The sequence below is a fragment of the Actinomadura sp. NPDC048955 genome (genome assembly GCF_040649435.1).
In the GTDB taxonomy this organism is placed as follows: Bacteria; Actinomycetota; Actinomycetes; order Streptosporangiales; family Streptosporangiaceae; genus Spirillospora; species Spirillospora luteofluorescens.
Genome location: NZ_JBEZJI010000065.1, coordinates 15,498 through 32,915, shown reverse-complemented (window position 1 = coordinate 32,915; position 17,418 = coordinate 15,498). Strand labels below are relative to the sequence as shown.

At 72.3% G+C, this 17,418-nt stretch carries 16 protein-coding genes and 1 riboswitch; of the genes, 11 read left to right on the top strand and 5 right to left on the bottom strand.

Features of this window, described 5'->3' with window-relative positions; translation table 11 throughout:
- Positions 1-23 precede the first annotated feature (23 nt).
- A complete protein-coding gene (locus AB0C84_RS38300) occupies positions 24-989 on the bottom strand; it encodes a hypothetical protein (protein WP_361075773.1) in 966 nt (321 codons plus the stop codon).
- Between the two features lie 63 nt (positions 990-1,052).
- Entirely contained in the window at positions 1,053-1,256 is a 204-nt protein-coding gene (locus AB0C84_RS38295; protein WP_258940208.1) for a heavy-metal-associated domain-containing protein, read from the bottom strand.
- Positions 1,257-1,454: 198 nt separating this feature from the next.
- Between AB0C84_RS38295 and AB0C84_RS38290 the strand changes: the two genes are divergently transcribed.
- Positions 1,455-2,318 carry a DNA-formamidopyrimidine glycosylase family protein gene (locus AB0C84_RS38290; RefSeq protein ID WP_361075770.1) on the top strand — a complete coding sequence of 288 codons (864 nt, stop codon included), beginning with the start codon at positions 1,455-1,457 and terminating at the stop codon, positions 2,316-2,318.
- A 247-nt stretch (positions 2,319-2,565) separates the two neighbouring features.
- Positions 2,566-3,252, top strand: a complete 687-nt coding sequence (locus AB0C84_RS38285; RefSeq protein WP_361075767.1) for a hypothetical protein — start codon at positions 2,566-2,568, stop codon at positions 3,250-3,252.
- Between the two features lie 111 nt (positions 3,253-3,363).
- Here the strand turns inward: AB0C84_RS38285 and AB0C84_RS38280 are convergent, their stop codons facing one another.
- Entirely contained in the window at positions 3,364-3,669 is a 306-nt protein-coding gene (locus tag AB0C84_RS38280) for a subtilase-type protease inhibitor (protein WP_258940205.1), read from the bottom strand.
- Between the two features lie 203 nt (positions 3,670-3,872).
- On the opposite strand from AB0C84_RS38280, the gene AB0C84_RS38275 reads away from it, so the two are divergent.
- The 4 genes from AB0C84_RS38275 (at position 3,873) to AB0C84_RS38260 (ending at position 8,734) form a co-directional block, all read left to right on the top strand.
- On the top strand, positions 3,873-4,208 hold the full coding sequence (locus tag AB0C84_RS38275; protein ID WP_179845108.1) for a rhodanese-like domain-containing protein: 336 nt from the start codon (positions 3,873-3,875) through the stop codon (positions 4,206-4,208).
- Positions 4,209-4,282: 74 nt separating this feature from the next.
- A riboswitch (TPP riboswitch) is annotated at positions 4,283-4,400 on the top strand.
- Positions 4,394-5,740, top strand: coding sequence for a cytosine permease (locus tag AB0C84_RS38270; protein ID WP_179845107.1), 1,347 nt, complete (start codon positions 4,394-4,396; stop codon positions 5,738-5,740). (Overlaps the previous riboswitch by 7 nt.)
- A gap of 64 nt (positions 5,741-5,804) precedes the next feature.
- Positions 5,805-7,817 (top strand): PAS domain-containing protein, encoded by a 2,013-nt coding sequence (locus AB0C84_RS38265; protein WP_361075763.1) that lies wholly within the window; start codon positions 5,805-5,807, stop codon positions 7,815-7,817.
- Positions 7,818-8,188: 371 nt separating this feature from the next.
- Positions 8,189-8,734 carry an ATP-binding protein gene (locus AB0C84_RS38260; protein WP_339155993.1) on the top strand — a complete coding sequence of 182 codons (546 nt, stop codon included), beginning with the start codon at positions 8,189-8,191 and terminating at the stop codon, positions 8,732-8,734.
- Positions 8,735-8,905: 171 nt separating this feature from the next.
- Here the strand turns inward: AB0C84_RS38260 and AB0C84_RS38255 are convergent, their stop codons facing one another.
- Complete coding sequence (locus AB0C84_RS38255) at positions 8,906-10,114, bottom strand: arginine deiminase (RefSeq protein WP_361075760.1); 1,209 nt, start codon at positions 10,112-10,114, stop codon at positions 8,906-8,908.
- A 42-nt stretch (positions 10,115-10,156) separates the two neighbouring features.
- Here AB0C84_RS38255 and AB0C84_RS38250 point away from each other — a divergent pair, with 42 nt between their 5' ends.
- From AB0C84_RS38250 to AB0C84_RS38230, 5 genes are all read left to right on the top strand, one after another.
- A complete protein-coding gene (locus tag AB0C84_RS38250) occupies positions 10,157-11,476 on the top strand; it encodes an MFS transporter (protein WP_361075757.1) in 1,320 nt (439 codons plus the stop codon).
- A 69-nt stretch (positions 11,477-11,545) separates the two neighbouring features.
- Entirely contained in the window at positions 11,546-12,154 is a 609-nt protein-coding gene (locus AB0C84_RS38245; protein WP_361075754.1) for an RNA polymerase sigma factor, read from the top strand.
- Entirely contained in the window at positions 12,147-13,064 is a 918-nt protein-coding gene (locus AB0C84_RS38240; protein WP_361075751.1) for a CU044_5270 family protein, read from the top strand. The genes AB0C84_RS38245 and AB0C84_RS38240 overlap by 8 nt, the downstream gene beginning before the upstream one ends.
- A gap of 324 nt (positions 13,065-13,388) precedes the next feature.
- Positions 13,389-14,570 (top strand): elongation factor Tu, encoded by a 1,182-nt coding sequence (tuf, locus tag AB0C84_RS38235; protein WP_361075748.1) that lies wholly within the window; start codon positions 13,389-13,391, stop codon positions 14,568-14,570.
- A 157-nt stretch (positions 14,571-14,727) separates the two neighbouring features.
- Entirely contained in the window at positions 14,728-15,603 is an 876-nt protein-coding gene (locus tag AB0C84_RS38230; protein WP_258940196.1) for an endonuclease/exonuclease/phosphatase family protein, read from the top strand.
- Between the two features lie 210 nt (positions 15,604-15,813).
- On the opposite strand, the gene AB0C84_RS38225 is transcribed toward AB0C84_RS38230, so the two are convergent.
- Positions 15,814-17,370, bottom strand: a complete 1,557-nt coding sequence (locus tag AB0C84_RS38225) for a long-chain-fatty-acid--CoA ligase (RefSeq protein ID WP_361075745.1) — start codon at positions 17,368-17,370, stop codon at positions 15,814-15,816.
- Positions 17,371-17,418: the final 48 nt, after the last annotated feature.

The following is a 17,418-nucleotide window of genomic DNA, read 5'->3' as shown; positions in this document are numbered from 1 at the left end:
CCTCCTCTGCTTCGATCGGAACGTCAGTGGGTGTGGGGCCGGTCGTCGTGCCCGGGCTCGGGCTCCTCGCCCTTCTCCTGGGCGGGGACCTGCCCGGCGTGCACCGTGAACTCGGCGGTGCGGACCTTGCCGTCGTGCTTGAAGTCCAGGTACAGGCGGTACGCGCCGGAGCTGGGCGCCTCGGCGAAGAACGTGATGCCGGGTCCGGGCTCGGTCTCGCCGTCGCCGGGCTCCCCGTCCGGGTGGACGTGGAGGTAGGCCAGGTCGCCCTGCCTCAGCGCGACGAGGTGCCCGTAGGCCTCCAGGTACGGCTCCAGGTCGGTGACCGGCTTGCCGTCCTTGCTCACGGTGAGGGTCAGTTCGGCGGACTTGCCGGGGGTGAGGCCCCCGGTGAGGCGCACCTCGTAGCCGTCCACCTTCGCGACCTGCTCGGGCTCGGGCAGGGGCGCGTGCTTCAGGTCGCCGGGGACGAACACGTCCGTGCCGAGCGTGAGCTGCCGCTTCGCGCCGTCCGGCTGGATGTCGGTGAAGAACCGGTACACGCCGGGCTTGGCCAGCGTGATCGGGACGGTCCAGACGCCGCCCCCGGTCTCGGTCGGGTGCAGGTGCTGGAAGCCGGACAGGTCGCGCCGCGCCACGATCAGGTGCAGGCGCTTGCCGTGCAGCGGCTTGAACCCGGTGACGGGCCTGCCGTCCGGTCCGTTGATCGTGAACCGGAAGTCCGTCTTCTCACCGGCGGTGAGGACGGTCTTCTGCGGGGCCAGCGTGAAGCCGTCCTCCGACACCTGGAGGCCGCCCGGGGCGTGGGACGCCGCGGTCTCGTGGCCTCCGCCCCCGTGGCCGCCGCCGTGCCCGCCGCCGCCGTTCTCATGGGACGCCATCGTCGCCGTTCCTCCGACGGGGCCGACGATCTTGCCGACGCCCGCGGCGCCGCCGAAGACGACCGCCAGACCCACGGCGTAGGCCCCCAGCCTGGTCGCGCTGTTCATGCCGTTTCACTCCGCTCGATGTTCCGAGGGACGCACCCCGCCCGGGGGCGAGGCGCGGTCCGCTCAGGTCAGCTGGTATCCGGCCTCCTCGACGGCGTCCTTGACCCGGGCGTCGTCGAGGGGGGTCTCGCTGGTGACGGTGACCTGGCCGGTCTGGAGGTCGACGTCCACGCCGGTCACACCGGCGATCTGCTCGACCTCCTCGGTCACCGAGCTCACGCAGTGGCCGCAGGTCATCCCGCTGACGGTGTAGGTGGCGGTGCTCATCGCGTCTCCCTCGGTCTCTTACCCCTGGGGGGTATCTCGTGCGCCTCATGCTGCCATAACCGGACACCCGTGACAACCCCTAGGGGGTATGTCTGATTCCGAGATCCGGGTCACACCGGCCCCCAGGGTTTTCCACAGGCGTCCACAGGGCTGTGGACGAACGTTCCGGCAGCTCGGCACGTCGCGGATACTGAAGCCATGCCTGAGCTACCTGAGGTGGAGGCGCTGGCGGGGTTCCTGCGGGAGCGCGTGGTCGGCCATGTCGTCGCCCGTGTCGATGTTCTCGCCATCTCCGCGCTGAAGACCTACGACCCGCCGGTGACCGCGCTCGGCGGGCTGACCGTCACCGGCGCGGCCCGGCACGGCAAGTTCCTCGACCTGGACGTCGACGGGCTGCACCTCGTCATCCATCTCGCCCGCGCCGGCTGGCTGCGCTGGCGCGACGAGATCCCCGCCAAGCCCGTCCGGCCCGGCGGGAAGAACCCGCTGGCCCTGCGGGTGCACCTGGACGACGGGTCGGGCTTCGACCTCACCGAGGCCGGCACGAAGAAGGGGCTCGCCGTCTACGTCGTCCGCGACCCGGACGACGTGCCGGGCGTGGCGTCCCTCGGCCCCGACCCGCTGGACGAGTCGTTCACCACCGGGGCCCTGGCCGCGATCGTCAATGGCAAGCGCAGCCAGATCAAGGGCCTGCTGCGCGACCAGAAGGTGATCGCCGGCATCGGCAACGCCTACTCCGACGAGGTGCTGCACGTCGCCAGGATGTCCCCGTTCAAGATCGCTTCCTCGCTGACCGAGGAGGACGTCGCCGTCCTGCACGAGGCGATCGTCACCACGCTGCGGGACGCGGTGGAGCGCTCGCGCGGCCTGGAGGCGCAGGACCTCAAGGGAGAGAAGAAGACCGGCCTGCGGGTGCACGGCCGCGCCGGCCAGAAGTGCCCGGTGTGCGGCGACACGGTCCGCGAGGTGTCGTTCGCCGACTCGGCGCTCCAGTACTGCCCCACCTGCCAGACGGGCGGCAAACCGCTCGCCGACCGCCGCATGTCCCGCCTCCTCAAGTAGCGCGGGAAGGCGGACGGATCCGGCTGTGGACGGGGCGGCCCGGGCGTATCGTGGCGCGCGTCCGCGGTGATCGCGTCCGCGGGATCGCGTCAGGAGCCGCCATGGGATCCCCCCGCCCCCACCCGCCCCGCCCGGCGGCCCCGGCTACGGCGCTCCGCCGCCGCCCTACGGCACGCCGCCTCCCGCCCCGCGGTACGCGCCCCCGGGCTACGGCCATCAGCCGCAGGCGCCCGGTTACCCGCCGCCGATGCAGGGCGGCTATCCAGCGCCTCAGCAAGGCGGCCACCCCGCGCCGCAGTACCCGCACCCCCAGCAGCAGCAGCCGCAGCAGCCCGCTGACCTGTACGGATCGCCGATCCTCGTCTACGACCAGCCGGCGCAGTTCTTCTCGACCGAGGCCAATTACACGATCTGGAGCCCGCAGGGGCAGCCCGCGGCGTACGTCCGGGAACAGGGTGTGAGCGGCGCGAAGAAGGCCCTGCGCGTCATGAACCAGAACAGCCAGACCAAGGCCGAGCGCAAGCTGTCGATCCTCCGCCCGGACGGCATGCCGTACTTCCTGTTCTACAAGCCCTACGGGTTCATGGGCACGCCCGTGATGCAGGTCCTGACCCCGCACGGCGGGCTGATCGGGCACCTGCGCAAGCGCGCGATGCGCGGCTGGGAGATCCTCGACCCGCACGAGCGGCAGATCGGCTACTACGAGCTGCTGAGCGGCCGGATCACCGACTGGCAGCAGCAGGAGCTCGCCCGGATGCAGCGCGGGTTCGCCGGGATGGGCGATCTCTTCTCCCAGGTGTTCACCGGGGCCGACCGCTACGTCCTGCGGATGCACGTCCAGTTGCAGGAGCCGATGCGCACGCTCGTGCTGGCCTGCCCGCTGGCGTTCGACACCGCCGTCTCCCAGAACCGCAGCCTCGGCGGCCTGTTCTGATCCGCGTTCCGCGCCGCGAAAGGCGTCAGGCCCCGGCGGGCGCCGGGGCCTGACACTCGGGTCGGTGGACGGAGCCGGAACGGGGATGGCTCGTCCGGACCGGCGGAAGGGTCAGCGGACCTTCGGGACGTTCCCGAAGACCGGGCCGATCTGGCTCCAGCGGTGCAGCTGGCAGCCGTCGTCGCGGGTGAACGTGGTGTCGATCTGCTTGCCCCGCCAGGTGCCCTTGACCGTGGCGATCTCCGGACCGCCGTAGATCTTGGTGCACATCTGGTCCTTGGGGACGGGTGCGAAGGGTTCCTTCACCTTGGTGAGCGCCGCGCAGGCGCCGGCCGCCTCGGGATGGTCGCCGCCGGGCGGCTCGCAGGTCAGCCGCCAGGTCTTGGCGGGCGCCTCCTTGGAGGCCTTGACCTGCACGGTGAGTGTGTCCGCCGGTGAGCCGGACGGCTGCACGGACGTCGTGCCCGAAGGCCCTCCGGCGGAGTTTCCGTTTGCCTGTTCGTCGCCGCAGGCGGCCGTGGACAGGAGCATGGCCAGCCCGGGCGCTGCGAAAAGGAGCGTCCGATACCGCATGCGTGATTCGACGCAGGGGGGCTTCGCGCGGTTCCATGGGGGGTGTGATGAATTTCGGGGAAGACGTACCGGCCGTTGTCGCCGCGGACGTTCCGCAGGACGGCTACCTGCTGGACGTCCGGGAACAGGACGAGTGGGACGCGGGCCACGCGCCCGCGGCGGTCCACATCCCCATGCGCCAGCTCGGCGACCGCGCCGGGGAGGTCCCGCGCGACCGGGAGGTCTACGTGATCTGCCGGTCCGGGGCGCGGTCCGCGCAGGTCACGTCCGCGCTGAACCAGGCGGGGTGGCTGGCGAGGAACGTCGACGACGGCATGCACGGGTGGGCCGGCGCCGGGCGCCCGATGGAGGGCGCGGGGGACGGCCCGCCCTATGTCGCCTGATCGGGCGGACGCCGAGTGATCTGACCCGGATGCCCTCTTTTGGGGGAGGACGGGCGGTTGTACGATCGGGCCTGACCGATAACCGCGGGAGCTCGGGCCACAGCCGGGCTGAGAGGGCGGCCTCCGAGGCGTCGCCGACCGCATGAACCTGTCCGGGTAATGCCGGCGTAGGGAGTGTGCGTCCCGTGACGTCCGATGTCGAAAAGCGCCCTGAGGGCGAGCGCGCCCGCGACGAGGTCCCGTTCACCCTCGACGAGCCCGCCCCGAAGGTCCTCGGATTCTGGGACCAGAGCGCCTTCTGGGGGAACCTCGGCGTCAGCCTCCTGGCCTTCTCCGGCGCCTACACCGTCCTCGCGCCGGACGCCGACGGCCGACCGACGATCTCGATCATGGCGGGCATCGTCGCGATGGCCGTCGGGACGGCCCTCGGCGGGCTGATGCTCGGCCTCGCCGCCGTGCCCGGGGCGCGCACCGGGCAGCCCGCGATGGTGCTGCTGCGCGGCCTGTTCGGGGCGCGGCTGTCGTACGCGCCGACCGTCCTCAACATCGCCCAGCTGATCGGGTGGGGGACGTTCGAGCTGATCGTCATCGCCGACGCCGCCCGCGAGCTGTGGGACGGCGTCCCGCGCTGGGGCTACGTGGTCGCCGCCGGCGCGATCACGACCGTGCTGACGGTCTGGCCGCTCGGCTCGGTGCGGCTGCTGCGCCGCTACGTGACCGTCGCGGTGGCGATCGCGCTCGTGTACTTCTACGTCCGGCTCGTCCAGGAGCCGCTGCCCGACCTGACGCAGGGCTCGTGGGGCGGGTTCTGGCTCGGCGCCGACGCCGCGCTGGCCGTGTCGATCTCCTGGGTCCCGGTCGCCGCCGACTACACCCGGCACGCGCGCACCGAGCGCGGGGCGTTCGGCGCCGCGGCCGTCGGCTACTCCGTCACGCAGATCGTCGCCTACGTCCTCGGGCTGCTCGCGCTGGCGCTGGTCGCGGGCGATTCGGAAAGGATCTTCGACCCATTCCTCGGCGCCTCGCTGGGCGTGGTGTTCTTCGCGGTGTTCGTGCTGCGGGAGGCCGACCAGTCGTTCGCCGACACCTACTCCACGGCGGTGTCGATCCAGAACCTGTTCCCCCGGGCCGACCGCCGGGTGCTGAGCGTGGCGCTCGGCATCGGCATCACCGTGCTCGCGCTGGTCCTGGACATCGGCGACTACGCGGGCTTCCTGTCGCTGATCGGGTCGGTGTTCGTGCCGATGCTCGGCGTGCTCGCCGCCGACTTCTTCCTTGGCCGCCGCCGGGCGGGCGGATGGGACGTCTCGCGGACGGCGCCGTCGCGCTGGGGCATGATCGCGGCATGGGCGGCGGGGTTCGTCGTCTACCAGCTCGTCAACCCGGGAACGGTCGCCCGCTGGGCCGGGTTCTGGTCGGACGTCCGGGACGCGCTGCACTTCACGCCGCAGACGTGGATGAGCGCCTCGCTGCTGTCGTTCCTGGTCGCAGGGGTCGCGGCCCTGCTCATCGGTAGGCTTACCAGACGGTAAGGTTTGGGTCGAAGGCAAGTTTCGGCGCAAGTTGCCCGGCGGCATGCCGGAGTCCGGTGGCACGATGACAGACGTGTATCAGCACGTGCACGATCCGATCGCGCGGGCCGTCATCGAGAGCGCCGCGGACGCGATCGTAGCCGTGGACCAGCGGCACCGTGTCACCGTCTGGAATCCGGCGGCCGAGCGCATGTTCGGCTGGAGCGCCGAGGAGATGCTCGGCCGGGTCCCGCCGATCGTCCCCGACGAGCTGAAGGCCGAGCACAACGCCGTCCAGGAGCGGCTGCTCACCCGGCGGGGCGGCGAGGGCGAGAGCGACGGCGGGCAGATCTCGATCGCCACCCGCCGCTTCCACCGCGGCGGCCGGCTCATCGACGTGCGCATCGACACCAGCCTGCTGAAGGACCCGAACGGCACGCTGCTCGGCTGGGTCGGGGTGTACCACCCGGTCGAGGACGACGAGATCCTCCAGCACCGCATGACCGAGCGGGCGCGGCTGGTCCGGCGACTGAACGACATCGTCGCCGACCTCGGCGCCGAGCTCGACCTCGCCGTCGTGCTCGACCGGATCACCGCCGCGCTCATCGAGCTGACCGGCGCCGACGCCGGCGGCTTCGTCAAGATCGAGGGCGAGCGGCTGCGGCTGGTCAGCATGTCCGGGCTGCCGGAGCGGATGCGCGGCCGGTGCGCCGAGCTGCGGCCGAGCCTGGTCGGGGAGCTGCTGCGGTCGGGCAAGACCGTGAAGCTCGCGACGGGCGAGCGGCGCCTCGGCGACCTGATCTGGTCGGAGCTGCCCGGCCTGCACACGATCGCCCTCGGCCTGTCGTACCTGCAGAACCGGCCGTACGGCGCGCTGTACGCGCTGTTCTCCGGACGCAAGGTCGGGCACACCGAGCTCGAACTGCTGGAGCTGCTCGCCGGGCACGCCGGGGTCGCGGTCGGCAACGCCGTCGCCTACGCGGAGGTCGTCCGGCAGCGGGCGCACGAGCGCGCCGTCATCGACTCCAGCGCCGACGGCATCGCGGTGCTGGACCACGACCTGGTCGTCCGGCACTGGAACAACGCCGCGCGGACCCTCACCGGCATCCCGCCGCAGGACGCGATCGGGCGCCCGCTGCCGTTCGACATGCCCGCGCTCGGCGAGATGCTCACGTTCCGGCTGGAGTCGGGGACGTGGCTGAACGTGCTGGCCGCCGAGATCGAGGAGACCGGCGAGCTGGTCGTCGACTTCCGCGACGTCTCGGAGGCCAAGGCGCTGGAGGAGGCCAAGGACCTGTTCCTCGCCACGACCAGCCACGAGCTGCGGACGCCGATCACGGTCGTGCAGGGGTTCGCGTCCACGCTGGTCAACCGGTGGGACGAGCTGACCGACGCCGACCGCCGCGCCGCCGTCGCGACCATCGCCGAGCGCGCCCAGTCGCTCGCGCGGCTCGTCGAGCACCTGTTGCTCGGTTCCCGCGCCGGAGCCGACGAGCTGGCGGTGACGATCGAGCCGTTCGACCTCGTCCGCGTCCTGGAGGGCGTGGTCGGCGGGTTCCGCTCGCTGTCGCCGCTGCACCGGGTGGAGCTGGAGATCGAGCCGGACCTGCCCCCGTGCGACGGGGACGCGATGGCCACCGACATCGTCCTCGGGCAGCTGCTGGAGAACGCGTTCAAGTACTCCCCGGACGGCGGGACCGTGCGGGTGCGGGCCCGCCGCGAGGGCGCTGGCATCGTCGTCACGGTCTCCGACGAGGGCATCGGCATCCCGATCGGCGACCTTGAGCGCATCTTCGAGCGGTTCGTCCAGGGGGACGCGGGGGACCGCCGCAGGTTCGGCGGCATCGGGCTCGGCCTCTACATCGTCAAACGGCTGACGGAGGCGCAGGGCGGCACGATCTCCGCGCACCCGGCAGGGCGTGAGACATCTCACACCGAAACCCCCCAAACGGCTAACAATAGGTCTGTAGACCCCGAAAACCCCGAAGAGGAACGGAGTACTCGGCTACTCTCCGTCACCGAGAGGCGCGGTCCCGCAGGTGGCGCCCGGGCGGGCGAGGGGACGTGCATGCGCCTGGTGTTGCGTTCCGCGGGATGAGCGGACGGTTACTTACCGTGCGGACAGTCCGCCCCGGGCGGTCCGGTGAGACGGGCGTGACCAGCGCTTTCGGTGGTCTCGCGGGGTGGCAGGCTGGGAACGGTGCGGAGAAGTGCGGTGTCGGCGGCGTGTGACGGACGAAACGCGTGCGTGAGGAGTAAATCCGCCGTTGGCTGGATAGATCCTTGGTTGGTCGCCGTTGGTGACGAGATTCCGATCCCGGGGGTGATCACCGTGACCGGACGGCTGATGACTCGTTGTGCAGGTGGTGAACTGATCCGTTCGGGTTTCCCGTCATGGCCATCAGGGCATTTCGGACGTACCGGAAGGGTGATGACGGAACACGTCCGAGTGAGCGGAGCATCGGGGAGGTGAGGGCGTCGAGCGTCGTACTGCTGCCACACGCACCGTCCAGCGTCGCGGTCGCCCGCAGGCGCCTCAGTTCGGAGCTGGCCGACTCGGGCGTCTACGACTCGGTCGTCGACGACGCCAGCGTCATCGTGAGCGAGTTGCTCAGCAACGCCCTGCGGCACGCGCGGCCGCTGCCGTCCGGCCAGGTGAAGGTCTGCTGGCTGTGCCGCGGTGACCTCCTCGAACTGGAGGTCAGCGACGGCGGCGCCATGACCGAGCCGCGCCGCGGCCCGGGCACGCTGTCCTCGCTCGGCGGGCGCGGGCTCGGCATCGTCGAGGCCCTGTCCGAGGGCTGGGGCGTGCGCCACGAGGACGGCACCACGACGGTCTGGGCCATCCTGCGGACGCCCAGGTCGTCCGGCGACGACCGGATGGCCGCCCCTGCGGGTGCGCACGCCGTCGTCCCGGATCTGTCCGCCTTTCCCGACCTGCTGGACGAGCCGGACGAAGACCTCTGCAACGGAACCAGGAGTGAAGTGGCTCCAAGCCGGGCATATCCGGCATAGAGCGACCCTGCCTGGAAGGAACCCCGCCCGACCTTGTATGGTCCTCTCCAACGCTCGGGCGATGTCGTGCCCCCGTCGACATCGCGAGCGTTGAATGTTCTTCCCGGCGCCGCGCGCCTCTGAGCCCCCGGCGCCGGGAAGAACGCAGAACCGCACTCCGCCGGTGAGGGCTCAGATCTCCTCGCGGAGGATCGGGCACGACATGCAGCGCGGACCGCCGCGCCCCGTCCCGAGCTCGCTCCCGCTGATCCGGATGACCTCGATCCCGGACGCCTCCAGCTGCGCGTTGGTCTCGATGTTGCGCTCGTAGGCGACGCACAGGCGCGGGGCCACGGCGAGGGTGTTGTTCCCGTCGTCCCACTGCTCGCGCTCGGCCGTGACCGGGTCGAGCCCGGTGTCGATCACCTTGAGGCGGTCCAGGCCCATCGCGTCGGCGGCGGCCTGGAGGAACGGGCGCGGTTCGGCGACGCGCAGGTGGCCCTCGTCCAGCGTCACCGTGTAGGCGGTCAGCGAGTGCGCCACCGGCGGGTACATCACGACGGTGTCGACGTCGACCATCGTGCAGACGGTGTCGAGGTGCATGGTGGCGCGCTCCTGCGCGATCGGCACGGCCAGCACCGTGTGCGCCAGCCCGGCCCCGATCACCTGGCGTGCCAGGCGCTCGACGCCCGCCGGCGTCGTCCGCTCGCCGGTGCCCACGGCGATCACGCCCGGGCGCAGCAGCAGGACGTCGCCGCCCTCCAGATGCTCCAGGGACGGGGTGTAGACCGGCTCCACCCCGGCGAACCGCGGATGGTGCGCGTAGACCAGCCCCGTGAGGGCCGACTCGCGCCGCCGCGCCTCCATCGCGAGGCTCGTCACCGCCACGCGGTCGCCGATCCAGGTGCTGTTGTCGCGGGTGAACAGCAGGCCCGGCAGCGGATCCACGATGAAGTCCTGCTCGTCCATCAGCCGGTAGACGAGGCCGTGCCCGGCCTTCAGCTCCTCGTGCGCGAGCCCGGCGATCAGCGTGTGCGCGAGGTTCTCCGGGTCGAGCCCGCGCAGGTGGTCCTCGACCACGCGGCGGAGCTGGTCCCCGAGGCGCAGGTCGACGATGGCGTCGGCGATCGCCTGCTCGCGTGCGGCCTCGTACTCCAGGGCGTCCTGCAGCAGCTCGGTCACGTACAGGACCTCGACGCCGCGCGACCGCAGCGCCTCGGCGAACGCGTCGTGCTCCTCCTGCGCCCGGCCCGCCCACGGGATCGCGTCGAACAGGAGCTTGTCGCTGTTGCGCGGGGTCAGCCGCTTGAGCTCCGCGCCGGGACGGTGCAGCAGCACCGTCCGCAGCCGTCCGACCTCGCTGGTGACCCGGTGCTCGTGCGCTGTCTTCGCTGCCGTCACCCTCCGCAGTCTAGGCGGCGGACGATATGCCACTATTCGAGGGTGATCGGCAGGAACGCGGGGCTGCCCCTCCATCTCACGTCGGCGACGATGCTGCGCGTTTCGGCCGAGGGCGTCGCGACCGCGCTGGTCCTGACCGTCCAGGCGCGGACGGGCCACGCCGCCACCGCCGGGTACCTGCAGACCGCGATGACGCTGCCGTACGTGCTGAGCGGGCCCGTGATCGGCAACGCGCTGGACCGGGTGGCGCGCCCCCGCCGCGGCGCCGTCGCCCTCGCCGCCTGCTACGCCGCCTCGACCGGGCTGCTGCTGGTCCTCGCGGGACGCTCGCCGCTCGCCCTGGCGCTCGTCGTCGCCGCCGTGATCGGCTGCACCGAGCCCATCGTCGTCGCGCTGACCAGCCTGCTGCCCCGGTTCGTCCCGGCCGGCCGGCTCTCGCGCGCCTACGGCCTGGAGGCCTCCAGCTACAACCTCGCCGGGATCGCCGGCCCCGGCCTCGCCGCCGGGATCGCCGCCGTGGCCGGCGGCCAGTACGCCGGGACCGCCGTGGTCGCGGTCGGCGTCCTCGGCCTCCTGACCCTTCCGTTCCTGCCCTTCCCAGGCCCGTCCGCGAGCCCGGACGCCGCCGCGCCGGGTGCGGCGGCGGTGGAGGCCGCGGCCGACACGGGCGCGGTCGGCGGGCGGGCGGCGGCCATCGAGACCGACACGGGCCCCGAGGCCCGCCCGCCCATGGCGGGGGCGCTCTCGGTGATCACGGGCGGGCTGGTGGTGCTGGCCCAGGGCCGGGTGCTGCGGGCCCTGACCGTCGCGACGACGCTCGCGTGGACGGGCTTCGGCGGCGTCGCCGTCACGGCGGTGCTGCTCGCCGGGCACATCGGCGCGTCGCCCAGCGCGGGCGGACGGCTCCTCGTGGCCATGGCCGTCGGCTCGCTGATCGGCTCCCTGGCGTCCAGCCGGTGGCTGACGCCCAGGCACGCCGAACCCGTCATGATCGCCGGACTCGTCGCGTTCGGGGCCTCGCTCGCCGCCCTCGCCGCCGCGCCGTCCATGCCGTGGGCGATGGCGGCGTTCGTCGCCGCGGGGATCGCGGAGGGACCCGTGTTCGCGGCCACGCTCATGCTGCGCCAGCGCGAGTCGCCCCCCGACCGGCTCGGGCAGGTCAACACCACGGGCGGCAGCCTCAAGATCGGAGCGTCCGCGGTCGGCGCCGCGCTGACCGCCGCGTCCGCCGACGCGATCGGCCCGGTCGGCCTGGTCCTCGCGATCGCCGGATTCCAGTTCGCGGGCGCCCTGTTCGGCTACCTCCTCCTGCGCGCACCGGCACGTGAGGGCCGCGCCGGCGTCGTCGAGGACGGTTCCTGAACCGGAGGGACCCGCGCACGGCCGTCCGGGCAAGAGGGGGTGAAACGTCCACGACCGAGAGGTCCGCGCATGCCGACAACGAGCCGCTCCTCGCCGTCCCGGAGGCCCGAGCCCGCCGCCGACGACGAACCCGCCGACGCATCCCTGATCGCCGCTTCCCGGACCGAGCCCGAGAGGTTCGCGGGCCTGTTCCACCGGCACGCCACGGAGATCATGCGGTACGTGACGCGGCGCCTCGGCCGGGACGCGGCCGAGGACGTCGTCGCCGAGACCTTCCTCGTCGCCTTCGACCGCCGCCACCGCTACGACCCGGCGCGCCCCGACGCGCGCCCCTGGCTCTACGGAATCGCGACCAACCTGATCCGCCGCCACCGCCGTGCCGAGGTGCGGGCGCTGCGCGCGCTCGCCCGCAGCGGACTCGACCCGGTCACCGAGCCGTTCACGGACGCGGTCGAGAACCGCGTCCAGGCAGGCGCCCGGTCGCGGGCGCTCGCGGGTGCCATCGCCGGGCTTCCCGCCGCGCAGCGCGAAGTGCTGCTGCTGGTGACGTGGGCGGGGCTGACCTACGACGAGGTCGCCGAAGCCCTCGCGGTCCCCGCCGGGACGGTCCGGTCCCGCATGAACAGGATCCGCCGCAAGCTGCGCGAAGCCCTCGCCGAGGAGAACCACGATGGATGAGCTGAAGCTGGTGGAGCGGCTGCGCTCCGAGGTCCCCCTGGACATCGACGTGACCGGGGCCGAGAACCGCTGGCGGCGTGGGCGCGGCGGGCCCGTCCGGCGGCGGCGCCCGCTGCTGCCGTCCGCCGTCGCCGCCGCGGCCTGCGCGGGCGTGGTGGCCACGTTCCTCGTCGCTCACCAGGAACCCGGGCGGGCGGCCAACGTGGCCGCCGTCCTCGACCGGGCCGCCGACCGGGCGGCGGGCGACCCGTCCCCGCGCGCCGGCCAGATCGTCTACCAGGAGACCGTGACCCGGCGGCGGGTCGGCGGCCTGGGCCGCTGGTACGAGGTCCGCACCCGGACCTGGCTGCCCGCCGGGGGCGCGGGGAGCGGCCTCATCATCGAGAAGAACTCGATCCGGCCGCGTCCGGGAGAGGAGCTCCCGCCGGACGGCGAGACCCTGGTCGGCCCCTGCCCGGCGTCGCCGCCGATCGAGCGCCCCTACCTCGGAGCCCTGCCCACCGACACCGGCGACCTGCTCGACCTCCTGGCCGACCGGGGTGAGGGCGACCGGGGCGACCGGCAGTGGGCGGCCGCGACCGACCTGGTCGACCGGCCCGCGCCGCCCCGGGTGCGCGCGGCGCTGTACCGGGCGATCGCCGAGATCCCCGGAGTCCGGCTGCGGGACGACGGCCTGGACGCCGCGGGAAGGCACGGGGTCGCGGTGACCCGCACCCAGGACGGCGTCCGCGACGAGCTCGTCTTCGACCGCGCCGGCCACCGCTTCCTGGGCACCCGCAACGTCATCACCGACAAGGGCCACCCGTTCGGCCCGCCGGGCACCACGACCCAGTCCAGCGCCCTTCTGAAGACCGCGATCGTCGACCGGGCCCCGCTCCACGGCCCTGACGCGACCCCGTCCAGCTGCTGATCCCGGAAGGACGGTGACCGGCCTTGCCCCAAGGGCAGGGCCGGTCACCGCGAGCGGCGGGAAAACCTGTCGACTTTCGCCGGGGGCGGACGTAATGTCCGGGGCATGTTCCTCGCAGCCGGCACCCGGACGCTCGCAGGCATCGCCCTGCTGAGCGCGGTGCCGGCTGCCTTCTCGGCGGCAGCCGCGGACGCCTTCGACGGCCTGCGAAGCTGACCCCTCTCCGTCCCCTCCGGAGAACCAGCGGAGGGGGGTTGTCACAAGACTGGCGCCTGCGTGCGCGCAGTCGGTTCTCACCGGATCCACCAGTGAGGACGAGGACCAATGGCCAAGCAGCTGTACGAGCGCGACAAGCCGCATCTGAACATCGGCACGATGGGGCACGTCGACCACGGCAAGACGACGCTGACCGCGGCGATCACCAAGGTGCTCGCCGACCGCGGGCTGGCGTCCCCGGTGCCGTTCGAGCGCATCGACCGCGCGCCCGAGGAGCGCGACCGAGGCATCACGATCAACGTCGCGCACGTCGAGTACGCGACCGCGACACGGCACTACGCCCACGTCGACATGCCGGGCCACGCCGACTACGTGAAGAACATGATCTCCGGTGCCGCCCAGGTGGACGGGGCCGTGCTGGTCGTGTCCGCCCAGGACGGCGCCATGCCGCAGACGCGCGAGCACGTCGTGCTGGCGCGGCAGGTCGGCGTCGGGCACATCGTGGTGGCGCTGAACAAGGCCGACATGGTCGAGGACACCGAGCTCCTCGACCTCGTCGAGCTGGAGGTCAGGGACCTGCTCACCGAGTACGGGTTCCCCGGCGAGGAGGTCCCGATCGTGCGCGTGTCCGGCCTGCGGGCGCTGGAGGGCGACCCGTACTGGACGGCCCGGATCGTCGACCTGCTCGACGCGATCGACGCCTACGTCCCCGTGCCGCGCAGGGTGCTCGACAGCCCGTTCCTGATGCCGGTCGAGAGCGTCCTCACGATCACCGGGCGCGGCACCGTCGTGACCGGGGTCGTGGCCCAGGGCGCGATACGGCTCGGGGACGCCGTCGAGATCGTCGGGCTCGGCGAGACGTTCGGCTCCGTCGCGACGGGGCTGGAGACGTTCGGGCAGACGATGGACCACGCCGAGGCGGGCGACAACACCGCCATGCTGCTGCGCGGCGTCAAGCGGGACCAGGTGCGGCGCGGCCAGGTGGTCAGCGCGCCGGGCGCGATCCGGCCGCACCTGCGGTTCCGGGCCCGGGTCCGGGTGCTGACCGCCGACGAGGGCGGGCGGAGCAGGCCGTTCCTCCACGGCTACCGGCCGCAGTTCCACTTCCGCACCACGGACGTGGTCGGCGGCGTCGACCTCGGCGAGGGCGGCATGGCGCTGCCCGGCGACTCGGTCGACATGGCCGTCGAGCTGGGCAAGCCGGTCGCGATGACCGAGGGGCTCGGCTTCGCCGTCCGCGAGGGCGGCCGGACGGTCGGCGCGGGCACCGTCACCGCGCTGCTCGACTAGCGGGACAGGGGCCCCGGCACTCGCCGGGGCCCCTAACCTTGATCGGGTAGATCCCCCGGCCTCCGGTGACCGAGTGGTCGCGAACGGCTGGCGGATGCGATCTTGATGTGGTGAGATTCCGACATCACCCCCGCAGATTCCCCCGTCTGGAGCACGTGTGCGATCCCCCCGCGCCCTGATTCCCCTGCTCTCGGTCTGTGCGGCCGCCGCGGTCGTGACCGCGGCCGCCACCGGTGCCAGCATCGAGGGCCTGCCGGGCGGCGGAGGCCCCGCCCACGCCGACGGGGCCGCGCCACGCCCCGCCGCGGTGACGATCAACGCGGTGAGCTGGAACGTCTGCGGGGACACCGGCTGCCCCACCGGCACCGCGCCCGCCAAGACCACCAAGGAGATCGTCCAGCGGATGCGCGCGACCGAGGTCGGCGGCCGCACGGTGCGCCCGAACGCCGCCCTCCTCCAGGAGGTCTGCGAGGGCCAGATCCGCTCCTTCAAGACGTCCCTGCCCAAGTGGAGCTGGGCGTTCGCGCCCGGCGACGGGGCCTGCGCGGCCGGGCAGGGCCGCGCCGGCGTCGCCATCGGCACCGACGCCCCGCTCACCGCGCACCGGCAGGCCAGGCTGCCCGCCCCCTCCGGCGTCACCCGGATCGCCCTGTGCGGCGAGGTCCCGTCCTGGACGACCCGCGTCTGCGTCACCCAGCTCAGCGAGAACGAGAGCACCCAGTGGCGCCGCAAGGAGGCCGGGGCCCTCACCACCCTCGCGGGCACGGACCGCGTCCTCGTCGGCGGCGACCTCGCCGACGCCCCGGAGAGCCCGGCCCTCGACCCCCTCTACACCGCCTACGACGAGTGCGACCAGTCCGGCTCGTCCCGGACCGGCGCGAACACCCGGCAGAGCTGGCAGGGCACCGCCCTCGACAAGACCGACTACCTGTTCATCGGCAAGTCGGCCGCCGCCGTCTCCTGCAGCGTCCCCGCGACCCCGGCCAAGACCTCCGACCACCGCCCCCTCTCAGCAGTGGTCCGATACCAGTAATTCTGCCCAAACACAGCGACAACCTCAGCTTGCGCGGCAACCACGCAAAAAGCTGAGGAGCCGCGATCGCGTCCGAAGGCGGGTTCGAGCGAAGCGAGAACCTGATCGCGCAGCGAGCCGCAAGGCGAGTCGAAGCGATGCCAGCGATCGCCCGCTTTTATCGACGATGGAGGGCCGCCAGGCCCGAAGGAGGAGATAAGAGCAATAAGTTCAGTGCACTCCTCGGTCTGTGTCCTGCCAGTAGGGGGCGCGGAGGTCGCGCTTGAGGATCTTGCCGGTGGGGTTGCGGGGGATGGCGTCGCGGCGCTCTACCGAGGTGGGGCACTTGAAGTGGGCGAGCCGCTCGCGGCAGTAGTCGATGATGTCCCGGTCGGAGGCGTCCTCGGACGCCACGACGATGGCCTTCGGGGTCTCGCCCCAGCGCTCGTCGGGGACGCCGATGACCGCGCAGTCGCTGACGGCCGGGTGGCCCATGAGGACGTTCTCCACCTCGGCGGGGTAGATGTTCTCCCCACCTGAGATGATCATGTCTTTGACGCGGTCGTGGATGTAGAGGTAGCCGTCCTCGTCGAGGTAGCCGGCGTCGCCGGTCCGGAACCAGTTGTCCTCGGACAGCGCGCTCGCGGTCGCGTCCGGCATGCCCCAGTAGCCCTTCATGTTCTGCGGCGTCCGGCAGATGATCTCGCCCACCCGGCCGGTCGGCAGCTCCTCCCCGGTGGCCGGGTCCACGATCCTGAGCTCGGTGGTGTCGTTCGGCAGGCCGGCGCTGCGCAGCCGGTGGGCGTTCGGGCCGTCCGGGTCGTGGTCCTCGGGGGGCAGCGAGGTGATCGCGCCGGTGACCTCCGTGAGGCCGTACACCTGCCGGAACTCGGTCGTCGGCAGCATCGCCATGGCGGTGCGCAGGACGTCCTCGCTGATCGGGGACGCGCCGTACAGCATGAGCCGCAGGCTGGACATGTCGGCGGCGGTGACCTCGGGGATCAGCGGCATGAACTGCAGCAGCACCGGGACGAGGAAGATGTGCGTGACGCGGTGCCGCTCGATCCCCCGCGCGATCGCGGTCGGGTCGGGTTCGCGGGTGACGACCCCGGTGAGGCCGTTGTAGACGGCGGAGACGGTGAGCACGTTGCCGGCCACGTGGTACATCGGCATCGCGATCATCAGCACGGACGTCTCGTCGATGTTCCACACGTCGTTGGTCACCGCGAGCGCCGCGAGGAAGTTGTCGTGCGTCAGCATGACGCCCTTGGGCAGGCCCGTCGTGCCGGACGAGTACAGCTGGACGAACACGTCCCCGTTGTCGGGCTCGTACGCCGGGGGTTCGGCGGGGGCGGCGTCGATCCAGGCGGCGTAGTCCTGGTGGGCGTGACCGGCACCGGAGACGACGACCGTCAGCTCGGTGTGTTCGAGCTTGCCGGCGATCGCGTCGAGGACCGGGAGGAACTCGGGGCCGACGACGAAGACCTTCGCCTGCGCGTTGTTGACGATGTAGGCGACCTCGTCGGGCGCCAGCCGGTAGTTCACCGGGACCTGCGCGGCGCCGATCCGGGCCGCGCCGAAGAGCAGTTCGGCGTATTCGAGGGAGTTCTTGTCGAGGACCGCGACGCGGTCGCCGGGACCGAGCCCGGCCGCGGCGAGGGCCGCGGCCACCCGGTCCACGCGCCGGTCGAAGTCGCGGTAGGAGATCTCGGTGTCGCCAGCGATGTACGCGACACGATCGGGATAGGCGAGCGCTCGTTCGCGCAGCACTCCGTCAAGACCTGGCACGATGGGCCCCTTCGCCGATGACCGCCTGGTTGTTCCGGCATCATGCGG

What these genes read in the sequence shown, in the direction of transcription:
- AB0C84_RS38275 (WP_179845108.1), top strand. Translation starts at nt 3,873, where the DNA reads ATGAATTTCGGGGAAGACGTACCGGCCGTTGTCGCCGCGGACGTTCCG.
- AB0C84_RS38300 (WP_361075773.1), bottom strand. Translation starts at nt 989, where the DNA reads ATGAACAGCGCGACCAGGCTGGGGGCCTACGCCGTGGGTCTGGCGGTC.
- AB0C84_RS38285 (WP_361075767.1), top strand. Translation starts at nt 2,566, where the DNA reads ATGCAGGGCGGCTATCCAGCGCCTCAGCAAGGCGGCCACCCCGCGCCG.
- AB0C84_RS38295 (WP_258940208.1), bottom strand. Translation starts at nt 1,256, where the DNA reads ATGAGCACCGCCACCTACACCGTCAGCGGGATGACCTGCGGCCACTGC.
- AB0C84_RS38290 (WP_361075770.1), top strand. Translation starts at nt 1,455, where the DNA reads ATGCCTGAGCTACCTGAGGTGGAGGCGCTGGCGGGGTTCCTGCGGGAG.
- AB0C84_RS38240 (WP_361075751.1), top strand. Translation starts at nt 12,147, where the DNA reads ATGGATGAGCTGAAGCTGGTGGAGCGGCTGCGCTCCGAGGTCCCCCTG.
- tuf (WP_361075748.1), top strand. Translation starts at nt 13,389, where the DNA reads ATGGCCAAGCAGCTGTACGAGCGCGACAAGCCGCATCTGAACATCGGC.
- AB0C84_RS38265 (WP_361075763.1), top strand. Translation starts at nt 5,805, where the DNA reads ATGACAGACGTGTATCAGCACGTGCACGATCCGATCGCGCGGGCCGTC.
- AB0C84_RS38245 (WP_361075754.1), top strand. Translation starts at nt 11,546, where the DNA reads ATGCCGACAACGAGCCGCTCCTCGCCGTCCCGGAGGCCCGAGCCCGCC.